This is a genomic window from Citrobacter sp. wls706 (assembly GCF_005281305.1).
In the GTDB taxonomy this organism is placed as follows: Bacteria; Pseudomonadota; Gammaproteobacteria; order Enterobacterales; family Enterobacteriaceae; genus Citrobacter; species Citrobacter werkmanii.
In genome coordinates this window covers 1-20,667 of record NZ_SZXG01000035.1, presented here as the reverse complement: position 1 = coordinate 20,667, position 20,667 = coordinate 1, and the positions used below count along the sequence as shown (strand labels likewise).

Annotated in this window: 17 protein-coding genes and 2 pseudogenes; all 19 read right to left on the bottom strand. The window is 43.3% G+C overall.

The features are described 5' to 3' along the window. Nucleotides 1-612 (bottom strand): annotated as a pseudogene (gene cpsG, locus FDW92_RS16570) (colanic acid biosynthesis phosphomannomutase CpsG); the annotation flags it as partial. A gap of 3 nt (nucleotides 613-615) precedes the next feature. After that, entirely contained in the window at nucleotides 616-2,064 is a 1,449-nt protein-coding gene (locus tag FDW92_RS16565) for a mannose-1-phosphate guanylyltransferase/mannose-6-phosphate isomerase (protein ID WP_042307508.1), read from the bottom strand. Next, on the bottom strand, nucleotides 2,057-2,557 hold the full coding sequence (locus FDW92_RS16560) for a GDP-mannose mannosyl hydrolase (RefSeq protein ID WP_042307506.1): 501 nt from the start codon (nucleotides 2,555-2,557) through the stop codon (nucleotides 2,057-2,059). Before FDW92_RS16560 ends, FDW92_RS16565 begins: the two co-directional genes overlap by 8 nt. Nucleotides 2,558-2,559: 2 nt before the next feature. Then, nucleotides 2,560-3,525 (bottom strand): GDP-L-fucose synthase, encoded by a 966-nt coding sequence (locus FDW92_RS16555; RefSeq protein WP_042307505.1) that lies wholly within the window; start codon nucleotides 3,523-3,525, stop codon nucleotides 2,560-2,562. A gap of 3 nt (nucleotides 3,526-3,528) precedes the next feature. Continuing rightward, nucleotides 3,529-4,644 (bottom strand): GDP-mannose 4,6-dehydratase, encoded by a 1,116-nt coding sequence (gmd, locus tag FDW92_RS16550; RefSeq protein WP_042307503.1) that lies wholly within the window; start codon nucleotides 4,642-4,644, stop codon nucleotides 3,529-3,531. Nucleotides 4,645-4,667: 23 nt separating this feature from the next. Then, nucleotides 4,668-5,468 carry an alpha-1,2-fucosyltransferase gene (locus tag FDW92_RS16545; protein WP_042307500.1) on the bottom strand — a complete coding sequence of 267 codons (801 nt, stop codon included), beginning with the start codon at nucleotides 5,466-5,468 and terminating at the stop codon, nucleotides 4,668-4,670. 808 nt (nucleotides 5,469-6,276) lie between these two features. After that, nucleotides 6,277-6,936, bottom strand: coding sequence for an HAD family hydrolase (locus FDW92_RS16540; protein WP_042307495.1), 660 nt, complete (start codon nucleotides 6,934-6,936; stop codon nucleotides 6,277-6,279). Nucleotides 6,937-6,940: 4 nt separating this feature from the next. Continuing rightward, entirely contained in the window at nucleotides 6,941-8,083 is a 1,143-nt protein-coding gene (locus tag FDW92_RS16535; protein WP_169742006.1) for a glycosyltransferase, read from the bottom strand. Continuing rightward, nucleotides 8,067-9,227: a hypothetical protein gene (locus tag FDW92_RS16530; protein ID WP_042307490.1), complete on the bottom strand. Its 1,161-nt coding sequence runs from the start codon at nucleotides 9,225-9,227 to the stop codon at nucleotides 8,067-8,069. The genes FDW92_RS16535 and FDW92_RS16530 overlap by 17 nt, the downstream gene beginning before the upstream one ends. Next, entirely contained in the window at nucleotides 9,228-9,908 is a 681-nt protein-coding gene (locus FDW92_RS23315; protein WP_052511168.1) for a CatB-related O-acetyltransferase, read from the bottom strand. A 1-nt stretch (nucleotide 9,909) separates the two neighbouring features. Further along, a complete protein-coding gene (locus tag FDW92_RS16520; protein ID WP_042307488.1) occupies nucleotides 9,910-10,821 on the bottom strand; it encodes a hypothetical protein in 912 nt (303 codons plus the stop codon). 16 nt (nucleotides 10,822-10,837) lie between these two features. Beyond that, a complete protein-coding gene (locus FDW92_RS16515) occupies nucleotides 10,838-12,127 on the bottom strand; it encodes a flippase (protein WP_042307485.1) in 1,290 nt (429 codons plus the stop codon). Nucleotides 12,128-12,510: 383 nt separating this feature from the next. Further along, entirely contained in the window at nucleotides 12,511-13,404 is an 894-nt protein-coding gene (gene galF / locus FDW92_RS16510; RefSeq protein WP_042307483.1) for a UTP--glucose-1-phosphate uridylyltransferase GalF, read from the bottom strand. A 165-nt stretch (nucleotides 13,405-13,569) separates the two neighbouring features. Next, a complete protein-coding gene (wcaM, locus tag FDW92_RS16505) occupies nucleotides 13,570-14,964 on the bottom strand; it encodes a colanic acid biosynthesis protein WcaM (RefSeq protein WP_042307481.1) in 1,395 nt (464 codons plus the stop codon). A gap of 11 nt (nucleotides 14,965-14,975) precedes the next feature. After that, entirely contained in the window at nucleotides 14,976-16,196 is a 1,221-nt protein-coding gene (gene wcaL, locus FDW92_RS16500; protein WP_042307478.1) for a colanic acid biosynthesis glycosyltransferase WcaL, read from the bottom strand. Then, complete coding sequence (wcaK, locus tag FDW92_RS16495) at nucleotides 16,193-17,473, bottom strand: colanic acid biosynthesis pyruvyl transferase WcaK (RefSeq protein WP_042307476.1); 1,281 nt, start codon at nucleotides 17,471-17,473, stop codon at nucleotides 16,193-16,195. The genes wcaL and wcaK overlap by 4 nt, the downstream gene beginning before the upstream one ends. A gap of 23 nt (nucleotides 17,474-17,496) precedes the next feature. Continuing rightward, nucleotides 17,497-18,975: an MOP flippase family protein gene (locus FDW92_RS16490; protein WP_137400662.1), complete on the bottom strand. Its 1,479-nt coding sequence runs from the start codon at nucleotides 18,973-18,975 to the stop codon at nucleotides 17,497-17,499. A gap of 1 nt (nucleotide 18,976) precedes the next feature. Next, nucleotides 18,977-20,371 (bottom strand): undecaprenyl-phosphate glucose phosphotransferase, encoded by a 1,395-nt coding sequence (gene wcaJ, locus FDW92_RS16485; RefSeq protein WP_042307472.1) that lies wholly within the window; start codon nucleotides 20,369-20,371, stop codon nucleotides 18,977-18,979. A gap of 53 nt (nucleotides 20,372-20,424) precedes the next feature. Then, nucleotides 20,425-20,667 (bottom strand): annotated as a pseudogene (locus tag FDW92_RS16480) (phosphomannomutase CpsG); the annotation flags it as partial.

Here is a 20,667-nt window from a genome sequence, read left to right as displayed (position 1 = left end):
TTTGATGAACTCGACCGGCACGCCCAGCGCCTTAAAGCGGGCCTCAATGGCGTCAACCACCGGACCTGCCGCACCGTTGCCGGAATTGAGCACCAGCTTCATCGGTTTCAGGTTGCCGGGATTGATGTAACCCAGCAGATGGTCGATGTAGGCATCGCGAGGATTAATCCGCTGGTAACGGCCACGTTTGCTCTCATCAACCGCCGGGAAGTTATTCGCTTCCGCCAGACGCTGCACGTCGCGCAGACCGGTATCGCCACTGATGGGCCGCGCCCCTTCCCGCACCAGCTTCATGCCGTTGTAATCCATTGGATTATGGCTGGCGGTCACTTCGATACCGCCATCAACGCCAAGATGGAAAGTGGCGAAATAAATCTCTTCGGTGCCCGACATACCAATATCCAGCACATCCACCCCTGCATCCTGCAGTCCTTTCGCCAGCGCCAGCTTTAGCGTCTCGCTGGTCAGGCGCACATCCCCGCCGAGGACAATCGTTTTTGGCTTCAGGAACTCGCCGTAAGCGCGGCCAATGCGCCACGCAATATCTTCATTCAGCTCTTCGCCCAGCCTGCCGCGAATATCGTAGGCTTTGAAACAGGTTAATTTTTTCATACCCTAATCATCTTTTCTATAACGTTCTTTTTGCCGAACGATGTCATCCTCTCCTAAATAATCTCCTGAACTTACTTCAATGAGATTAAGGGGGATAATTCCTGGATTCTCTAGACTATACGTGGCCCCAAGAGGGATATAAATTGATTCATTTGCAGTGACCAACATCGTTTTATCATTAAGAGTAACTTTCGCCGTCCCAGAAAGCACAATCCAGTGTTCAGACCGATGATGATGCATACGTAAAGAAAGCCCTTCACCCGGTTTGACTATGATTTTCTTAACTTTATATCGTTCGCCTTGATCAATTGCATCAAATTTACCCCAGGGTCGAAATACCTCACGATGTGCGATGTATTCTGACCGTTCTTGTGACTTGAGCATTTCAACTATCTTTTTGACATCCTGAACGTCAGATTTCTTAGAAACAAGTATTGCATCTTTCGTCTGAACTATAACGACATCCTCAACACCAACAGCTGCAACCAGTGCGGACTCTGAATAAATATAATTATTCTTGGTGTTATATGTCAGGACATCTCCTTTGCAAACATCGCCAGTATGTGTTTTATCACTAATATCCCATAATGATTGCCAAGAGCCAACATCGCTCCAACCGATATCAACTGGACAAACAATACAACGATCCGTTTTTTCCATAACGGCAAAATCAATAGATTCAGCAGGGCAATCCTTGAATATTTCTTCTGGTAAACGTATAAAATCAAGATCACGATAAGAGGAAGAGACTACCTGCTCACAGATACTGTAGATATCTGGTCTATACTTCTTTAACTCTTCTAAATAAGCCGATGCTTTAAACATAAACATACCGCTATTCCAAAAATAATTTCCAGATGAAATATATTTTTCAGCGGTTAGGCGATCGGGTTTTTCAACAAAATTCTTAACACGATAAAACTCACCTTCAGCAACATTGGAAAGAGATAGTACATCAGTATCTCTTTCTATATAGCCATAACCAGTTTCAGCATATTCAGGCACAATACCGAAGGTCACAATACTTCCATTTTCTGCAATTGGTATTGCTTTCTGAATTGCATCACAAAAGATTTTTTCTTTAGTGATAATGTGGTCAGCAGCAAGTACCAATAGCAATGGATCCTCTTGCTCATTACGCTTCAGCGCAGAAAAAGCTGAAAGCGCAATTGCAGGTGCAGTATTGCGTCCACACGGTTCCAGAATGATATTATCGCGTAACTGATCTATCTGTCTTAACTGCTCAGCAACAATAAAGCGATGTTGTTCATTCGTGATAACTAATGGCGTTTCACAAGAAAGATTCGACAGCCGAAGTAAGGTTGTCTGTAATAGGGAGTGTTCACCCGAAAGTTGTAAAAATTGTTTCGGATAAAGCTCCCTAGATAGAGGCCAAAGACGACTCCCCGTACCACCAGCCATTACGACAGCGATTAACGGTACATCAGACATATTTGACATCCTTCGTTTCTAAGCCAATGACATGATTGGCATCATTTTGAAAATAGGCACGACTGTTTTCATGAACGTTCTCGCTACTCAACAATACCGCAGGCGCCAGCCAGCAGTATGCTTCGTGCTGCGCGTCGGGCAAACACAGGTCTTTTTCCTGTACTTGCAGACGAAAACCGAGCACCACGTAATGGGTCGAAAACTCCTCATTGGCGAAATTGTCGTTATAGAAGTGTTGCCAGACGCCATAAAACTTGCCAGCGGACAACGGTAATCGCAATCCCAATTCGCCTTCAGTTAGCCGTTCAAAGGCCGCACTCAATGGCTCATCCTTCTGTACTCGGCCACCAGGTACAAACCAATAGCCTTGCGCGGGACGGTTCAGCCGTTTACCTAAAAGAAATTCGCCCTGCGTGTTTTCCACAATCAAATCGATGGAGACAAGCGGAGTAGAACGAACGACGGTGACAAAATCGTCCTGAGACAAAAACATACTTACCCCCGGAATCGATGTTGATTCTCAAGGAACCAATGATATGTGCTGCCCAGGCCATCTTCGAGTGAAATGCCGAACTGCCAGCCCAATTTTTTTAGTCTCGAGACGTCAAGTAATTTGCGGGGAGTGCCGTCCGGTTTGCTCGCATCAAATAGCACCTGTCCTCTGTAGCCCACCACTCGTGCGATTGTTTGAGCTAGCTCACGAATGGAACAGTCCACACCTGTACCAACATTAATGTGAGATAGCATTGGCTGGGTGTTTTCCTGCCAAACTTCGCGGTCCAATTCCATAACGTGAATACTGGCTGCTGCCATATCATCTACATGCAAGAACTCACGCATTGGCGTGCCGCTTCCCCACACAATCACCTCTGAGGCATTTTGCATCGTCGCTTCATGAAAACGACGCAACAGCGCCGGGATAACATGCGAGTTACTCGGGTGGAAGTTGTCGTGGGGCCCGTATAGGTTTGTCGGCATCACCGAGCGATAATCACGACCGTATTGGCGGTTATAGGACTCACACAGCTTTATTCCGGCGATCTTAGCAATAGCATATGGTTCATTAGTTGGTTCGAGCGAGCCCTGCAGCAGTTCACTCTCCGCCATTGGCTGTTTCGCCATCTTAGGGTAAATACAGGAAGAGCCGAGAAATAACAATTTGTTCACGTCGTGCAGATGCGCCGCATGAATAATGTTGCTCTCTATCATCATATTTTCGAAAATGAAATCGGCTGGGTAAGTGTTGTTGGCAACAATGCCTCCCACCTTAGCCGCAGCCAGATAGACCTGATCTATACGCTCGGCGGCAAAAAAGTCTAAAACAGCCTTACTGTCGAGCAAGTTCAGTTCATCTCGGCTACGCAGCACCAGATCCACATCACCGCGTTGTTCTAACTGGCGAACAATCGCGGAACCCACCATTCCGCGATGACCAGCAATAAAAATACGTTGTCTGTTCATCGATTATTCCTGAGATAAACTGACATTAAATCCGTGAGACTTTAACAGAGAGTGTTTCTTCGCTGCCTCCAGATCTTTCGCAACCATTTCAGATACCATCTCCGAAAGTGTGATTTCCGGTTTCCAGCCTAGTTTTTCGTGTGCTTTGCTCGGATCACCTAGCAGAGTTTCTACTTCTGCAGGACGGAAATAGCGCGGATCTACAGCAATAATTACATCTCCCACCTTCACGCCGGGAGCATCATCGCCGGTAACTGAAACCACGATCCCCTTCTCCTCGACACCTTTACCTTCAAAACGTAATTCGATTCCCAACTGGGCTGCGGCCATTTCAACAAACTGACGTACGGAGTACTGCACACCAGTAGCAATAACAAAGTCTTCCGGTTCATCCTGTTGCAGCATCATCCACTGCATCTTTACGTAGTCCTTCGCATGTCCCCAGTCGCGCAGAGAATCCATATTGCCAAGATACAAGCAGGACTCTAGACCTTGTGCGATGTTAGCAATAGCACGGGTAATTTTACGGGTCACAAAGGTTTCGCCACGACGCGGCGACTCGTGGTTGAATAGAATACCGTTACAGGCATAAATGCCATATGATTCACGGTAATTCACTGTAATCCAGTAGGCATACAGTTTAGCAACAGCATACGGAGAGCGCGGGTAGAACGGGGTGGTCTCTTTTTGCGGAATTTCTTGCACTAGGCCGTAAAGTTCAGAAGTGGATGCTTGATAGAAACGGGTCTTCTTTTCCAGACCAAGGAAACGAATGGCTTCCAATAGACGCAATGTCCCCATAGCATCGACATCAGCAGTGTATTCCGGAGACTCAAAGGAAACTGCTACGTGACTCATTGCACCAAGGTTATAGACTTCATCCGGCTGAACTTCTTTCAGAATACGAGTAAGGTTAGAAGAGTCTGTCAGATCGCCGTAATGCAAATGAAATTTCGGGTTGCTGGAATGTGGGTCTTGATAAATGTGATCCACGCGTTCAGTATTAAACGAAGAAGCACGACGCTTAATGCCATGAACTTCATAACCTTTTTCCAGCAAAAGCTCCGCCAAATATGAACCATCCTGCCCAGTCACGCCAGTAATTAAAGCAACTTTCATTTTTTAAATAACTCCTTATATTATTAACTTAACTCACCAGGAAGAATGAAATTTCTAGAGTCCTGAACCGTTAACTTCTTGGGGGCAAAAACAATGCACCCAGGTTGGTAGCCTAAAGCTGATGCCCAAATAGAAAACGTACTATTAGATAATATCTTAGTTTCAGATTGTGCTAACAATAAAAAATCATCAAGCATATTGCCTTCGGAAAATGAATATTTTATAGCCATTTTATTGGCTATATCAGAAGCATATTTTTTATCATCTGTTACGATAACAAATCGCTCTGCAACATTCAACTCTTTGACCTTAGCCAACTGTTCCAGATAATAATTTACATCAGCAATCCCACTGTATTTTGCAGTTAAAAAATCACCACCACGAATATGAACTGCGCAAATGCTCTTTTGAATTCCAAGATTGGTGTATCGGTAGTCTTTTTTCAGAACCTCAAGCATTTCATCGAAAAGACTTTGGTCAAGACAACTTTGGAAATAACCATCCAAGTAATAGTTTTGTGCAGGGATTATTTTATTAGCCACTCGATTAAAATTATAGTCACCAACAAACCTATCACTGTATTTTGCAATTGCTTTCATTCGGGGTAAACGCAACTTGAGAATACTATGATTCTTTATCGATGAACTAACCAATTTAAAATAAATTGGTAATTCATTTTTCCTTACTGCCTTATATTTTTTTAACTCAGAATCATCAAGTGCAATCAATGGAACCGTACTTTTTTTGCTAATAAGAAGTGAAGCGCCATATTGAAAGATCTGATTGCCTAGCCCACCTGCTAATCTGCAACATACTTTAGACATTGACACTCCATTTATTTATTTAATATCTTTTTTAAAGAAATAAGTAATAACATATAAAAAAGTATAGCAGCCATTAACAATAAAACGTCAATACTTGGCACCAAATAATACAAAATCAAAAAAACAATACACGTAGATGCATAGTATATTAATTTGTATTTATTTTCGTGCCCAATTACGAATTGCATTATTGTAAATGTCTTGGCTGAATATATAAAGAATGCTGGGATTGTATATATAAAAAGTGACAATGGTATATATTCGATCTTTTCCGTGGTTATATAAGATGAAAAGACCATCAGTGGAAAAACAAATCGCGATGAGGATAATAACAAGAAAGTAAATACCTTCATCGCATTTCGAGTTCTATTGTGAAAAAAATAAATCACACTGGTTGCAATAGAGAAAAAAACAACTTTTACAATGACATCGCCAATAGTAAAAAAAGACAAAAAGTAAAGTGATAGAGCATAGAAAAAAACTCTAATGATGATAATTCTGTAATAGTTATCGTCTATGTAATTATACAACTCACCAACAATTCTTAATGTTGGATTCACTTCCTTTTTTACCGTTTTAATATCATTTTCTACATATCCATTCTCATAAAAAATATATAAAATGGAGTATGTCAAAATAAAAACGATCCCCAGAGATAAGGTTCTCGCCTCAACATCTAGCAACCCAAAATAAAAGAACAAAAAACAAGGTAAAGGTATTGTGAGTAAAAAACTAATAAATTTAGAAGAGGTCTTAATACGAGATAAGAAAGTATATCCGAATGGAAAATATATAATATATTTATTCATTAAGCATCCTTCTTAATAAAATCAACTTTGCGAGCATTTGCTTTAAGACACCTATTCCATTTTTCTATATCTCTATCATTGCGTACAATAATATGAGAATGATCGCTCACTAAAACTAACTCTATATCTGTGTAGTTATCAGTAACGACTATTGTGGTTTCTGCTTTTTTTAATAAATGCAACAAAGTGTCTTTCTTTAAAAATAACAGATCCTTATTAATTTCACCTGTGCACTTATTATTTAAAAAACCAATTGTTGAAGAATAATACTCGACACCTAGTTTTTGAGCAATTGCCCTTGCTACAGGTTCGATAGTTGCACTTGCGATCACAATTTTATACCCTTGTTTCTTATATTCCTCCATCAAAATATTTGTGCTATATATGCGATTCTCTTCTAGTTCATCTACGAATTCCCTTGCCCATTTATTGATATCATCGAATGAGAAATCAGATAATTGTTTTACCTGTAAAATCCTATAAACATCCTTCCTACTGAAGGATGAATATATTACATTCAGCGCACGCAATATATATGGGGCATTCATTATACTCTTGTTATACTTTATTATGTTTTTTTTAGAAAGCCAACGCAAAAATGAATATGTAGTATTGTCATGGTATAACGTACCGCATATATCAAAAACAGCCAATTTCAAAATATCATCCTCCTAAAACTGTCGTGAAAAAGGACCTTAGCTTATGTTCTTTCATCTCCATGAAGACATTATACTTATTTATTATTGTCATTTTATCAAAATTCAGCAGATTTGCTTCTCTAATTAAAGAGTTAAGTTTTACAGGGTCATCATTTTCATAAGTTAATAACTCATCCGCAAAATATTCTTCCAATTCAGGTTGTGAAATCCCACTCGAAATAACAACACAACCATACTCCAAGTACTGTAGTACTTTTGATGGAAATGAATAAAAAGAGAATTTACATTGCGACCGAAGTGGGTTAATGCTTATTTTTGCATCTAACAGCAATGAATTATAATCAGATTCATTAAGAAAACCCCGATAAGAAATTCCTAGCTCATTTGTACAGGTAACAACATGTTCTTTTAAGCCCCCATTACCGGTAATTACTAACTTATTTTTTATATCCGTAGGTAAATCAGTCAGAGCCTGTAAGAGTACTTCTATACCACCAACGAAATCTAATCTCCCAGTATAAATAATATTTCCTGGTGTTGAGCTAGGTTTAATTGTATTACCATTTCTAGAATTGTATCCATAGTCAACTATTGAATTTGCATCTTTTCTCTTAATTAGATTTCTGACATTTTCATTAACGACAATGAAATTATGCCCTTTTTTGAAAACAAAATTTTCCGAACACTGCGTTAAAAACCGCTTAAGAAAAGAAAAATCATAGACACTGTATATTTCCTCAACTTGAAATATAGTTTTCTTCAATATCCAAGGGAAAATATATGTGGGTAATATATAAACAAGGATATTAGCAGGTAATAAATTGTAGATCAGGACATACTTCCCTCTACCCATTATTTTAAATATAAGATAGAACATTAAAAAAATCGAAATAAACCCTTTTAATATTGCACCTAAAAAATTAGAGGCAACACAATATGTTATACACTGTTGCGTATTCGAAATATTATGTTTTTCGCGTTTTACGATTGATACATTTCTAGATTTAATAATTGAATATATTTTAAGTTCACTTCCATCTGGAAGACATCGGCAAACTCTATCAACTCTATGCCGCACCGAACTCGCAGCAGAGCTCCCTTCAGCACCCAAAGGATAATAATCATTTACTCTATAATATACTTCCATTTTTATTATACCTCCCGGTCTGAATATGCATAGTCGTAAATAGAGCATAACAGATCAGCAACATCATATTACCCTCAAGAACTACATCCTGACACATTACTATTAGTGTTAAAACCGACAAAAAGAAATACGGACTCTTAAATTTCCCATTTTGCTTTTTATATTTTAAATAGCTAAAGAAAAGAATAAAGTTAGAAAAAAGGAACATGATCAGGGGTATAAATCCGGCAACTCTGGCGCTATCTAAATAAATGTTATGATACCAATTTCCAGAATACTCACTTGCATGCGGTGTAAATCCACCCATAGGTTGCATCAGGAATTTTGTGATTCCATCTTGTATAAGCTCAAATCTAGCTGATTTCAGCCCTTCACTTCCAAACCGTTCAAACACCAAATTGAAATACCTATCAAAAACTGGCAAATCTTTAAATATTAGAGAAAACGTAATTAGGGCACCAATGCTTATTAAACAAAACCAAATGGTTGCTTTCAGATTTATATTTCTACTGTATTGATAAAACAAACTAATAATTGCAATAATAAAAAACGTACGTCCACCAAGGAATATCGATGATAATAAAAGCAGAGGATATAATAATGTCAGAAAAATTCTTTTGTTAAACGTATTAGCTTTAAACGCAACTAATAAATACATAAACACAATAGCTAGTGAGTTACTTATTCCGGGCGAGTTAATTTCCTCATGACTAAATGGATCCAGCAATTTACCGTATCCATAAACTCCAGAAGGTTCAAGAAAACTATAAATAACAACAAATTCTGCTCTAACAAAAATACCGAGAATAAGAAAAAGCAACATTTCCTTAGCATTCTCAATATTATTAACTAATATTAGCGTTAAACAGACTATCATAAAGACAATATACATTGCATACTTTATGGGCGAGTCAAGATATAGCCTAGAGTATCCAATAATAAAAACACATAACACAAATAAAACAAGGAATAATACATTCCAACTTGTTGCGACACTTCCTGCGTATAATGATTTATTTTTATAGACTGTTAGGAATAGTGACAACATTAGTAAAGGTATAAATACAGAATATAAGCTAAAACCAGAGAAGAAAAAACTTAATAACAGTATGCTTTTATATACATTATTACTTTTGAATTGCATTCAATTATGTTCCTTTAGTTTTTTACTTACTCTAATTAATTCAACTATATTATCTTTAATATCCCCCTGGAATAAATGTAAATAATCTTTTAAAACAGTCTCAGACCAATTCCACCATTCTATATCCTTTAATACATCTACATGCTGTGCAGAACAGCGGAATCGTTTAACGACAGCAGGAACACCAGCAACAATCGCATACGGCAGCACATCTTTTGTTACAACAGCACCTGCTGCTATGATTGCACCATCGCCTATTTTAACACCATCCATAATAATAGCATTGGCACCAACCCAAACATCATTACCTAAAATAGTTGTTTTTTCTTCTGCAAATTTATCTTCGTTTGTAAACGAGACACCACATTGTTTTCTTGAAGAATAAAAAATTGGATGTGTTGATATTAAAGACGTTGGATGAGCGCCAAGCCCTCCAATTTTTGAACCCATAGCAATACTGCAAAATCTGCCCACCATAGCATTTCCTATGCTTGCTCCAACGGCATAGGAATATCTCCCAATATGTGAGTTATAAATTGAGGATTTTCCAGTAATTCTATTATTACCTTCAAACGTGGAATATTCATCAACATAAGATAGCAGGTCTATATAAATCCCCATACCATTTTTATTTATGTCTCTTTTTATCAGATATGATTTAAATCTATTCAAAAATCCCATATCAAGCCCCTTTTATCTTTCTTTTTACAAAAGAAATAACTCTGGCAAGTAGGCTTTTTTTGTTTCTTCTGAAATAGTCTATATGTGCCAAATAATAATCTTTACTTTCAATTAGAACATCTTTTCGGTTTAACTCTATGGGTTTATTAGCAATAGCAGTATCTTTATAAATGTCATCACCGTTACAGTTTTCCCCTGAACCATCGTGACCTATGTTCTTCGCCATTACTGTTGTCGGAAAAAGAGCCAACCACTTATTTGATGCTAGCGTTATATACCAGAAGATAAACCATGTATTAAGTTTACCATCAGCATTAAGCGTAGCTTGTTCAAAAAAATCAAATGCTCCATCAAAATTTATGTAATCTTTAATTTTCTTATCAGTTAGTTTAACTGTATTAATATCTTTATTAAAGCTCTGCCATCGATCTGCCCATGTAGCCCATCCCCAGCACAGCGGAATTCTTAGTAGGTAGGTTGATTCATTATTATTGGCCATCTTGACAGGATAGCTGCTACCGGAAATAGAGCCTACCTTTTTTACTTCCGCGTACATATCTAATGCGTCATTCATATACTTTAAGAAATAAGGTGATGTCTCTATATCATCCTCAAGAACAATTACGCGCCCAAACTTATTTACTGTTTCCGTTACGCCCTGAATTATACTTTGAGCAAGTCCAATATTTTTATCTTGCTTAACTATCGTTATACTATTGAATCCAGTTATAGTGTCAATATATTCTCGCACAGCCTGGACACCGGCATCATCCTTCTGGGTTTTTGCACCGTCTGAATAGATAATAAGGTCAGTATATTCTGCAAGACTATTCTTACTTAATGCCGTTAACATTTTTTTTGTATGCTCAGGTCGTGAATAGACAAAAGCGATTACAGGAGAATATTTTTTCACTTTCCGTTCCTGTTTATTACCTTAAAAAAAATAAACTTTTGAGTTGCATCAAAAAAATTCTTTTAGCAAAAAACAAATTAAATAGTATAGATGCCGAAAACTGGGACAATACTGCAGATATCGCGGCACCTTTAATTCCATAGTATGGAATTAAAGTTAAATTTGCTATGCCGCAAACGACAAGACCTGTAAGCGACTTATATAGAGTAAATGCTCCTTTCCTTTCATTAACAATCCATAAGCTTTGAGCTACCCCTAAGCAAATGAATAAGTTTGTCACTACATGTATAGCAAGCACTCCAATTCCGTTGGTATAATTGGTTCCTAGCATAATTTCTATAATAAATGGAGACATTACTGAAATTATTAACGTTATTCCCCAACCAATGAAGGAAAACATCAGAAAAACATTTCCGATAGCTTTATAATACTCATGCTCACCCTCTCTCTTCTTTCTTGCAATATATGGTGCCAAACTCACTGATAATGTTACCGGAACAAAATTCCATAATGTCGAAAATTGCAATGCGGCCGCATAAACCCCTAATGATTCTTCACCTAATAGATTTTTTATCATGACCTGATCTATCCTCATATATAGTATGATCGATAGTCCACTTACTAAATAAGGCCAAGACTCACTAAGTAATAATTTGCATTTTTCTACAGTTGCAGACCACTGATGTTTAGTTCTAAATTTTCTATACGCATAGGTCAGCGCTAACGCAGATAATAACGCATCTATGCTAAGTAGTAACGCGAATGCCCAGAGCGGACTGTGACATAATATTAGAACAACTCTCATTATATTTGTAATAGTGTATGCGCACAACTTTGCTATAACAGTTCTTTTACTCTGACTTTGACTTTGAAACCAAATATCAATTGTATCAGCGCATTGAAATACTAGTCCACCACCAGCCAATAAGGTTAACAATGCAAAATGGGCACCATTAAAAAAAGCAACCCCACCCACTGCCACGATTAAACATAAAAAACCAACACAGAAACGCAAAATGAGCGCGGTTCCTAAATTTTGATGTGCCTTATCTATATTATGAGCAATATCGCGTACTAAAATCGTATCCATTCCAAGCAATGCTATCACTTGAAAAAAACTAATGAGCGTAATTACATATGCCAGTTGACCATATGTCTCTGGCCCCAAATAACGAGCTACCCATACTCCTACAAGCAGACCAAACATTAATCGGACGAATTTATCAAATAAAAGCCACCCGGCATTTGAAATTATTTTCTTAATTTCAAAATTAACATTTATTTTTTTTGTAAGTTTAACCAGCATTCAAAACACCTGCGAAATTTTGCAATCTAAGTAATAAACCTACTCAATATTTATAGATTTATAAGTTTTCTGATTCTAATAGGCATGCTACCGCCCCTGGCTCGACAGCTACCAGTGCACTGCTTAAAATCTAAAAGGTCCGATCAACTCCGTTAGCGCTATCGCAAAGCTCTGAAATTTTTAACGCTAATTGTCTTACCAAATGCTATCAGAAACAAGGAAAAATCAACCCAATCCAGGATTAAACTTAGTAGGTTAACTCGTTGTTATTGGTTGTTTTTCATAAAAAAACGACAGTAACACCCCACAGCATAAAGCATAGTCACAAGGATGTTAGCTGCCGCTATTTTTTCTGGCTTACCGTCACAAAGACCTGTAAGTCTCTACTCGCTCAGTAGCTTCTCGATGCCCTTACGGAACTTGGCACCTTCCTTCAGATTACGCAGCCCGTACTTCACAAAAGCCTGCATGTAGCCCATTTTTTTACCACAATCGTAACTGTCACCCGTCATCAGCATGGCGTCAACAGACTGTTTTTTCGCCAGTTCTGCAATCGCATCCGTTAACTGAATACGTCCCCACGCGCCAGGTTGTGTATGCTCTAATTCAGCCCAAATATCAGCCGAAAGCACATAGCGCCCTACGGCCATCAGATCGGAATCCAGCGTTTGTGGTTGATCGGGTTTCTCGATGAATTCAACAATACGGCTAACTTTACCTTCGTTGTCTAAAGGCTCTTTGGTCTGAATAACCGAGTACTCAGACAGATCGCCTTCCATGCGCTTGGCCAGCACCTGACTACGCCCGGTTTCATTAAAACGAGCAACCATGGCAGCCAGGTTGTAACGCAGAGGGTCCGCACTTGCGGTATCAAGAACGACATCCGGGAGCACCACGACGAACGGGTTGTCCCCAACAATCGGGCGAGCGCAAAGGATTGAATGGCCCAGGCCGAGTAATTGCGCCTGACGAACGTTCATGATAGTGACGCCAGGAGGACAGATGGACTGCACCTCAGCTAATAACTGGCGCTTAACACGCTGCTCAAGCAACGATTCGAGTTCGTAAGAGGTGTCGAAGTGGTTCTCAACTGCGTTCTTGGACGCATGCGTTACCAGAACAATTTCTTTAATGCCAGCAGCTACAATCTCGTCGACAATGTATTGAATCATCGGCTTGTCTACGATTGGCAGCATCTCTTTCGGGATTGCCTTCGTGGCAGGCAACATGTGCATCCCGAGGCCCGCTACCGGAATAACTGCTTTCAAATTAGTCATTAAGTCATTCACCTATTCAATTGTTGCTGAATTATAGCTTTTTAGCTTGTTTTAGCCAGTATGAATTACATTGCACCGATACCGCGCATGTTACGCCGCTTATCTACAGAATGCAGTAATCTTAAGCTCAAGTAGGTTCAATTTGAGCCAGGAATGGTCGCAAAGTTACCTCCCATGCCCCGGCAGTCGGAAATTCACCGCTTCTACATTCACCACCTGATGGTTTACACGGTCAATGTCAACTGAACTTTGCCCAGTTTCGTTTACCGCACGGATATTCGCCAGCGATAGCAAGGTGTCCTGTTTGGCCATAAATTTACCGCGTACATCCTGGCGCAGATCGAAGTGCATCTTGAGCGCGGGTCCCGTCGTGGATTGCTGCATGACCTTGATGTTGCGTAAGAAAAGGTGCTGCGGTTGGTTGTGCAACTCCAGCGTGGCGCGCTTCATCTCTAGATTAGTGATGGCCACAAAAGACGTGGCATTACCGGAGGAGATCTGGATGCCACGTAATTTGTATTCCAGTTTCGAGTTATCCAGATGAATATTATTTAACTTAAAATTTTGCGGAATGGATAAATATCGCCCTTTGATGACGCCATAGCCAATGAGCATACCTGCGCTATTCTCCATATTGATATTATCAATAACGAAATTATCACACCCATAAATCGCGACCGTTGCATTATCGATGCCCGCTTTCTTACTATAATCCGGAGTGATATTTCGCGCGGTAATATTACGAATGATAAAGTGTTTGCCGTTCTCCACATGCACTAGTTGCCGGCAGTCGGAACCGGTGATATTCGCCACCACAAAGTTTTTTACCGCCAGTTCCTCGGGATAGCTATTGTCATAAGTACTCCCCGCCAACCCGATACCGATGCCCCAGTTCACATTGCCGTTGGTACAGTTGATACGTTCGATAACGTGATCAGAAATGAGGATATTGCTGTCGTTTATCGCTACATTCCACTCGATAGCGTCCCCTTGTAAATCGCTAAAACGGCTGTTCGTGATCTTTACGCCGTCCATGCGATTATGAAAGCCCTGACGCAGGATCCCATAGTTAGCGCGCGTAACGGTAATATCATCGATTGTCAGATTACGCATCAGCCTTGAGTTTTTGCCGCCAATATAGATTTGCGTTACCGGAGCAAAACCACTCATGGCAATCCCTTTTATTACGCAGTCCGACCCCCGCACATCGAGGGTAACATTCCTCAGGCTCCCGCCCTGCCCGCCCATCACCTTGCATCCATTGTGCAGAACAAAGCGCCCACGACCATTGCCGCTTATGCGGCCTTGAACGGATAGCGTTTTGCCTGGCGGAATAACAATCGCAGTATTGATATTCTTACATTCCAGCCCTTCGGGTACGACTACCGTTTGCCCTTCCGTGAATGCCTGCCTGAAAGATGCGACCCAATCCTTTGGGTTGTAATCCTGAATATTGACGCTGCCAGATGATTCAAGCGCCCGACCTACGGGAGAGTGCAGCACGACAAGCGCAGAGCCTGCCGTCAGAAAAGCACGACGTGAGAGTTTTTTCTCTGACATACAACCTCGATTTACATCGTTTGCAGCAGGCTGGCTAACTGTTTATTAATCGCTAACTGATTAAATTCAGTTTCAATTTTTTCTCGCGCGCATTGCACAATCGGCTGCACCTGCTCACTGTCGAGCTGGCTGAATGCCGCCAACCGTTCAGCCAGCGCCTGAGCATCGTTTTCCGGCGCCAGCCAGCCAGATTTACCCGACTCGATCAGCTCAGGGATCCCGCTGTGAACCGTCGAAATAACTGGGATCCCCACCGCCATCGCCTCCATCAGCGCCACCGGGATCCCCTCCATATCACCATCCCTGCCGGTGATGGAAGGCAGCAGAAATACATCTGCCTGCTCAAGCATCTCCTTCACCTGATGGCTGGGTTTAAAGCCGGGCATCTCAATCACATCATCGAGTTGATATTGTTCAATCAGCGTCCGCAGACGACGCTCCCAGGGACCAATGCCAAGAATGCGATAGCGAAATAAGACGCCCTGCTCTTTCAACTGCCGACAGGCTTCGATGGCGACGTGCAGCCCTTTTTTCTCGGTTAAGCGCGCGACAGAAATAATCTCCAACGGCGCGGTTGGCGATTTCAATTGGCGGGGGGTAAAGCGCGTCATATCGATTCCCATACGCGAGACGGCAATTTTCTGCGGCGGACATCCCATGTTTTTTAACCGTCCGGCCCAGAGATTGCTGATGGGCAGCATCAAGTCACCGCGCTGAAACAGCTGCTGATATTCGGGGGTATAGCGGGCCAAAACGTCCCGGTGCGAAACATCAACTCCATGAAATACCGTGGCTATTTTCCCGCGGAGCATCCCAAGCTCACGCAGTTTGGCAGCCGTCACGCCTGCCGGGCCAAAGTGCGCTATAAAGACATCCGCCTGAAATGCCTGCGGATTCCCACCGCAAATAGCCGCCAAAATCAGATTGCGTGCCTCGTCGCCATAGCGAGAGACATTCAGCGCTTTCCAGGTGGCCGCACGGGTGATGCCCTGCAATGCAGCAGCCGCCCTGAATTTCAGCTTTGCCAGTTTGCCGTCCGGTTCATTCAGCAGCCAGCGCGTTTTGTCGCCCAATTGGTAGGTATTAAATGAGGCATGCGTATTTTCAAGATCGCCCTTATGCATCGCGACAATCTCCACCTCATAGCCCATATCGATGAACGCAGTGATCTGATTTAATACGAAGGTCTCTGAGGAGAGTGGAAATTTAAGCAGGAAAAAACCAATCTTCATTTTTCCCCCTCAATGCGCGTTAATACCGACTCCACCATGCGCACCCCACGTTCGCGTTCACGCATAACCGCATCCCCTACCCGTATGTTCAGTTCGGGAAGCTGTCCGAGAATATCGGCGACCTTGCCCTCCAGACTGCCATCTAAAAGATGGCGAATATCGACGGCCATTTCCGGTAATCCCAGTTGCTGCATGATTCCTGCCGACTTGTGCTCGTAGTTAATGGCGATGGCGGGTGTCATAAAATTCATCGAAATGATGGCAGAGTGCAGGCGGGTGCCCACTGTCAGGTCGCATGCCCCGAGAATTTTACCCATCTCAAGGTCGTTGAGTTCATCCATGACCACGTGATAACGGGCCGGATCGTTAACATACTGACGCAGGTTCAACGCCACCATACGGTCATCTTTGTTGTAACTATCAATACCGGTACAGGTTGACAGCGCTATCACCTGGTATCCTTCAGCGAGAATGCGGTTCACTACCCCGGCAAAGGCTTGTTCATAGGCCTGTTGCGTGGTTCCCAGACGCTTATCAAATGGCGCCAGTTCACGCAAAGTAATGGCCACAGTCTTCTGCTTTGCCGCCATGTGCAACCAGTGCTGTACGGCGTAGCCCGGCTCAAAATCCTGATGATGATTGTCGACCAGCCAGGCGGTATCCACGCCAGCTTCCACTTTTTCCGTGGTTATTGCGCTGCGTTTCATCAGTTCCAGACTGACGGATTCGCGCAAAATCAACGCGTTACAGTGACCAAAAACGTAGTTAGCCAGTTGATTAAACTGCTCATCCTGGAATGGCCCCACGCTGTGCCCAATCATGTACAGCGGTTTTTTTGCCATAAATGAACACAGGGCATGTTCGAACTGCGGCACACCATACAAATCGACAAAAAACGATCCGCCGACCTGGATAATGGCGTCATAGCGCGACAGTAAACGGACAAAATCGGTAAATCCCTGGGCGATAGCGATGTTGCGAAGATTGCCGGAGTCAGTAACGCGCGAAAGCAACACCTGGTGCTGATAGCGACGGCGCAAGACCTTCTTCACCCGTCCCATGACGCCCGCAGCGTTGTTGTGTTGCTTCATCTGCGAATATAATGGATCGCCCATCACCGGACGGTTGAGTAACCATGAGGAGCTTACCGGGTAGCGGCTCATAACATCGACTTCAGTCTCAGGACGCTGCGCGTTAATGGCATCCAGCAAACCACGCAGAATAGCGCTATCCCCTCGGTTCCCGCAGGTATGGTTGCCCAAAATTAATAGTTTCATTATGACCTCTTAAAGCGTTGTTCTTATCCTGCACGGAGCAAGGTTTTCATTTTTTCACTGCGACAGAGCTGGCGTTTTATTTCCACCACCAGCGGATGGCGCGACAGCACAATCATCACCGCAAACGCCAGCGTTCCCGCCACGATTTGCAACCCCAGCACCGCGCTTAACGGCAGTTGGTTGCGCAGGGTAAAACCCAGCGCATAGCTCACAACCACGGTTGGCAAGGAGAGATACAACGGTAGCCACAGACTGAGCATGTACTGACGGTAGCTGGAGCCGAGGACAGGTTTGATCATCACGAAATAGCTGAGGATGGTGTTAATCACCTGAACCAGCAAAAAGCCCAGCGTCACGCCTGTCGCCCCCGCCAGATGTCCGCCGATGAAAATGGCCGGAATAAACAGAAAGGTTTTGAACACATTGAATTTGAAGCTGATATCAACCCGCGCCTTCGCCATCAGCAGTGAACCGATCGGATTCCCGACAGAGCGCAGTAGCCCGACAATGCACAACAGTTGCAGGATGGGGACAATACCGTTCCACTTCTCGCCAAATACCAGCGGCACCAGATTGTTCGATACCACCATTAATCCCAGCAGCGCCGGAAAATTGATGATCCCGACCACCGACAGCAGCTTGTAAAAATTCACCCGCAGTTTTTCGCTGTCATCCTGAATTTTGGCAAACGCCGGAAACAGAACGCGGGTAATGATCGGATTCAGTTTGATTGGTGGTACAACCGCCACGTTCCAGGCAAGATTGAATCCCCCTGCGACGCCTGCCCCCAACGTTCTGGCTAACAGCAGCGTAGAAAGGTTGGTATTGATGTAATTAATGATGCTATCCGCCGTCAGCCATGCGCCGAAACGTAGGTTTGACGAAACGGAAGCCAGCGAGAAATGCAGCCCCGGACGGTAAATCTGGCGACCAAAATAGCCGAACAGCAGTGTACGTAGCGTACTGTTCACCAGATACCCAAGAATAGCCGTCAGTGCGAGCGGCCAGAAATGGGCACTGACCACGGTAAAGGTAAAACCGGCCAGCACCGAACTGGTCTCAATCATGCCGATTTTGTTAAAGGCCAGTTCTTTTTGCATCAGCGCGCGAAACTGCTGCCCGTGCGGTATTACCACAAACGCCAGTGATAACGCTTTGATGAGCGGCGCCAGTTCAGGATTATTGAGTACGCTGGCAATCGTCTCGCTAAGCAGAAACATCGTCACGCATACCCCAATACCGAGTCCAACATTGAGCCAGTACAGGGTGGTCAGCTCAAGGTAGCCAATCTCTTTACGCTGAATAATGGAATTGGCAATGCCAAAGTCAGACAACGTGTCGGCCAGCGCAATGATCACCAGCGCCACGGTTAACAACCCGAACTGATGATTATCAATAATCCGCGCCAGGACGGTCATCTGGATAAGCCCCAGACCTATAATGATCACCGTGGCAATCGCCGACCACTTCGCGCCATTCAGTGTTTTTTCTCGTAAGCTCATGTTAATACGCCGCTTTGTTCACAAAGCCTTTAAATATCGTCAGAAAAACAATTTTGATATCGAACCATAAGCTCCACTCGCGAATATATTCGAGGTCAAATTCCACACGTTTTTCCATTTTTTCCAGCGTATCGGTTTCCCCCCGCCAGCCGTTGATTTGCGCCCAACCGGTAATGCCCGGCTTCACTTTATGACGTAACATGTACCCTTCAATCAGTTGGCGATACTGTTCGTTATGCGCCACCGCATGTGGACGCGGCCCGACGATAGACATCCCTCCGGTCAGCACGTTAATAAACTGCGGTAACTCATCCAGTGACGTCCGACGCAGAAAATTCCCCACCGGCGTCACGCGTGGATCGTTTTGCGTCGCCTGCGTCACCACCGCGTCGTTTTCCATCACTTTCATTGAGCGAAACTTCCAGACTTTGATCGGCTTCCCATCCATGCCGTAACGGGTCTGGCGAAAAATTACCGGTCCTTTTGAGGTCAGTTTCACCAGTAGCGCAATACCGCACAGCACCGGGGAAATCAGCAGCAGGATCAGCGTGGCCAGCACGATATCTTCCGCACGCTTCAACAGACGGTTAATTCCCGAAAGCGGCGTGTCATACAGCGGCACCACCGGAACACCGTTCATCTCTTCAATCCGTGAATGCAGGATGTTGAAGGTAAAGACATCGGGGATGAGGATCACTGAGCAGGTGGTGTCGGCCAGATCACGTACCAGTTTTTTTACGCTGGCGCCATCGCTCATCGACATGGCGATATAGACGTTATGAATGCGTGAGGCTTTAGCGTCATCCACCAGCTGTTGCAGGTTCCCGGCCCAGTCGTGGGAGTTTTTGCCGGGGATAGGATCGTGATAGACGCCGGCCACTTCAAACCCCAGCCACGGTTCATGGCGAAAGCTGTCCAGCAGCATTTGTCCGGCAGGCAGGTCACCAGCCACCGCGACCCGGCGGGTGTTGTAACCGCGATTACGCAGCCATCCAGCGCCGTAGCGAATAAACGAACGACTCAACACCAACCCTACGCTTGACAGCAGATACCATGCCAGCCAGACCGCAAGACGGTTATCGAAATCATTATTAAAGGCAATTAAGCCTGCGCTAAAAATCAGGCTCAGCGTCCAGTTTTGCAGCAACAGCACCAGCTCAGTGGATATTTTGACGCCGCGCCAGGAGCGATAAAAATCCGTTATCCCGCCGAGCATCTGAAAAACCACCAGCGTGATCAACGCCACCAGCAGGTGCATGTACAGGAAAGGCAAACCGCTTAATTCGCAGATTACCCATAGCCCGCCAAACATGATGGTGATATCCGAAAAGCGTTGCACCATCGAAATTAACGACGCATTGGTTTTGGCGCGTTCGCGCTTCTTTAGATGTGTCATCGTGGTTCCTGTTAGTCGCCCTGGCCCATCTTCGGGCAAAGGAAGCACCGGCATTACTGATTCAGCAACGCCAGAAGAGTGCGCGTTCGCGCTTCCATCAACGGAATATCTCCGCGCGATTCCACGTTCAGGCGCACCACCGGTTCGGTATTGGAAGAGCGTAAATTGAAGCGCCAGTCGACAAACGACATGCTGATGCCATCCGTTCTGTCCACCGTCAGCGCTTCCCGGGAAAAGTGCTGCTCCACGCGCGCAATGGCCGCCGTCGGCTCTGCCAGCGTACTGTTTATTTCTCC

Coding starts and splice junctions, on each gene's coding strand:
- FDW92_RS16565 (WP_042307508.1), bottom strand. CDS start 2,064: ATGTCTGATGTACCGTTAATCGCTGTCGTAATGGCTGGTGGTACGGGG.
- FDW92_RS16560 (WP_042307506.1), bottom strand. CDS start 2,557: ATGTTTTTGTCTCAGGACGATTTTGTCACCGTCGTTCGTTCTACTCCG.
- FDW92_RS16555 (WP_042307505.1), bottom strand. CDS start 3,525: ATGAACAGACAACGTATTTTTATTGCTGGTCATCGCGGAATGGTGGGT.
- gmd (WP_042307503.1), bottom strand. CDS start 4,644: ATGAAAGTTGCTTTAATTACTGGCGTGACTGGGCAGGATGGTTCATAT.
- FDW92_RS16545 (WP_042307500.1), bottom strand. CDS start 5,468: ATGTCTAAAGTATGTTGCAGATTAGCAGGTGGGCTAGGCAATCAGATC.
- FDW92_RS16535 (WP_169742006.1), bottom strand. CDS start 8,083: ATGGAAGTATATTATAGAGTAAATGATTATTATCCTTTGGGTGCTGAA.
- FDW92_RS16530 (WP_042307490.1), bottom strand. CDS start 9,227: ATGCAATTCAAAAGTAATAATGTATATAAAAGCATACTGTTATTAAGT.
- FDW92_RS23315 (WP_052511168.1), bottom strand. CDS start 9,908: ATGGGATTTTTGAATAGATTTAAATCATATCTGATAAAAAGAGACATA.
- FDW92_RS16515 (WP_042307485.1), bottom strand. CDS start 12,127: ATGCTGGTTAAACTTACAAAAAAAATAAATGTTAATTTTGAAATTAAG.
- galF (WP_042307483.1), bottom strand. CDS start 13,404: ATGACTAATTTGAAAGCAGTTATTCCGGTAGCGGGCCTCGGGATGCAC.
- wcaM (WP_042307481.1), bottom strand. CDS start 14,964: ATGTCAGAGAAAAAACTCTCACGTCGTGCTTTTCTGACGGCAGGCTCT.
- wcaL (WP_042307478.1), bottom strand. CDS start 16,196: ATGAAGATTGGTTTTTTCCTGCTTAAATTTCCACTCTCCTCAGAGACC.
- wcaK (WP_042307476.1), bottom strand. CDS start 17,473: ATGAAACTATTAATTTTGGGCAACCATACCTGCGGGAACCGAGGGGAT.
- FDW92_RS16490 (WP_137400662.1), bottom strand. CDS start 18,975: ATGAGCTTACGAGAAAAAACACTGAATGGCGCGAAGTGGTCGGCGATT.
- wcaJ (WP_042307472.1), bottom strand. CDS start 20,371: ATGACACATCTAAAGAAGCGCGAACGCGCCAAAACCAATGCGTCGTTA.